Annotated in this window: 2 protein-coding genes and 1 pseudogene; 1 reads left to right on the top strand and 2 read right to left on the bottom strand. The window is 72.5% G+C overall.

The features are described from left to right. The coding region (locus ABNT58_RS19390) for a glycosyltransferase family 4 protein (RefSeq protein WP_348755064.1) at positions 1-759 on the top strand (759 nt) is incomplete at its 5' end. Here ABNT58_RS19390 and ABNT58_RS19395 read toward each other — a convergent pair. Further along, complete coding sequence (locus ABNT58_RS19395; protein WP_348755065.1) at positions 756-1,610, bottom strand: hypothetical protein; 855 nt, start codon at positions 1,608-1,610, stop codon at positions 756-758. The two genes, ABNT58_RS19390 and ABNT58_RS19395, sit on opposite strands and share 4 nt — an antisense overlap. Beyond that, a pseudogene (locus ABNT58_RS19400) lies at positions 1,607-1,903 on the bottom strand (hypothetical protein); the annotation flags it as partial. The gene ABNT58_RS19395 and the pseudogene ABNT58_RS19400, both read right to left, overlap by 4 nt.

Here is a 1,903-nt window from a genome sequence, read left to right on the forward strand (position 1 = left end):
CGGCGCTGGGTGGTGCGCTGGAAGTACCCGCTGTACGACAAGGTGGTGGCCATCTCGCACGGCATCCGCAACGTGCTGCTCAGCGAAGGCGTGCCGCCCGACCAGGTGGTGTGCGTGCACTCGGCGGTGGACACCGAGCGCTACCAGCCGAACGCGCCGCGCGACGCCGACCGTGCCTGGTTCGACGCCCAGTTCGGCCTGCAGCCCGGCGACCTGGCGGTGGCGCTGATCGCGCAGTTCATCCCGCGCAAGGGCCACCGGGTGCTGGTGGACGCGATGCCGGCGGTGCTGGCGCGACACCCGAACACCAAGGTCATCTTCCTCGGCCAAGGGCCGCAGGAGGCGCCGCTGAAGCAGCTGGTGGCCGAGCGCGGCCTGCAGGCCAGCGTGCTGTTCGGGGGCTTTCGCACCGACTTGCACCGGGTGATGCCCAGCCTCGATTTGGTGGTGCACCCGGCGGCGACCGAAGGCCTGGGCGTCTCGCTGTTGCAGGCGGCTTCGTGCGGCGTGCCGATCGTCGCCACCCGCGCAGGCGGCATCCCTGAGATCGTGCAGCCGGGTTTAACCGGCGAGCTGGTGGCGCCCGGCGACGCGCCCGCGCTGGCGGCCGCGCTGATCCAGCTGCTGGGCGATGCGCCGCTGCGAGAGCGCTACGGCCAGGCGGCGCGGCAGTGGGTGCTGGACGGCTTTTCCACCCGCTCGATGGTGGAAGGCAACCTGGCGGTGTACCGCGAGGTGCTGGCGCGGCGCGGGCGCTAAGCCGCGGCGCCGGGCACTGCCAGCCGCTGCAGCAAGCGGTCGGCCGCTTCGGCTGCGTCGAAGCGACCCACCCGCTCATAACGCCAGCGCCAGCCCTGGCGCACCCACTGCCGGCCGGCGCGCAGCGTCAGTACCGCGAGGTCGGGCCGCTTGGGCAGGCTGTTCCAGGGCAGCGGCAGGCCCAGCGCCTGTTGCTCGGCCGCGAACTTGCGCTGGTCGCGCGCCATGTCGGGGTAGATGGCGAGTTGGGGCTTGTCGGCGCACAGCATCGCAAACACATGGCTGGGCCCGGTGTCGCCGCCGATGAAGGCATCGCAGGCCAGCATCTCGGCCAGCATGCGGTCCAGCCCGCCCAGAAACTGACCGGGTGATGGGTTGAGCAGCACCACCTCGCAGCCCGCCTGCTGCAGCCGCGCCGCCAGCGCCAGCGCCTGCGGCCGCTGCCAGTTGCGGGCCTTGTTGTAGGGCGCATCGTCCAGCACATGCATCAGCACGCGCGGGCCGGCGCTGCCGCGGCCGGCGCGCAGCTGCTGGGCCTGGCTGAGCACCGCGGGTGGCACATGCTCAAACTGCCCGGCCTGCGGTTGCCGCGCGAACGCATTCGTGACGGTGAGCCACAGGTTGCCCGTGTCCCAGTCCGGCAGCGGCCGGCCTTCATCAGGCTCGAAGCTCAACGGAAAGTGCAGCGGCAGGTCGAACACCGGCGCGCCCCCTCCGGCCGCACGGTCGATCACCGCAAAGCGCAGGCCTTCTTCGAGCCGCCGGCGCTGCGCCCACCAGGCCAGCGCCATGCGGTCGCCCAGCCGCAGGCGCGAGGCATCCACCCGCCAGGTGGCGGCCGGCATGTTCACGCGGTGGCGAAGCCCGGGGCCTGCTGCGCCTGCATCATCGCCACCACGTCGCCCACGCCGATGGCGTCCAGCGAGGGGCCGCGCAGCATGTGCATCAGCGGGTCCAGGTCGAGCAGCGGGCGCCTGCCCAGCAGCACGAAGGTGGGCAGGTCGCAGGCCACGGCCAGGTTGGTGACGCCGGTGTCGTTGCCCACGCAGCCATCGGCCAGCCGCAGCGCTGCCACGGTGTGCAGGATGGTCTGCTTCGTCTCGGCGCGGATGCCGTGGCGCAAGGCCGCCGGCACGTCGGCGAC

It is taken from the genome of uncultured Aquincola sp. (genome assembly GCF_964001545.1).
In the GTDB taxonomy this organism is placed as follows: domain Bacteria; phylum Pseudomonadota; class Gammaproteobacteria; order Burkholderiales; family Burkholderiaceae_C; genus Aquincola.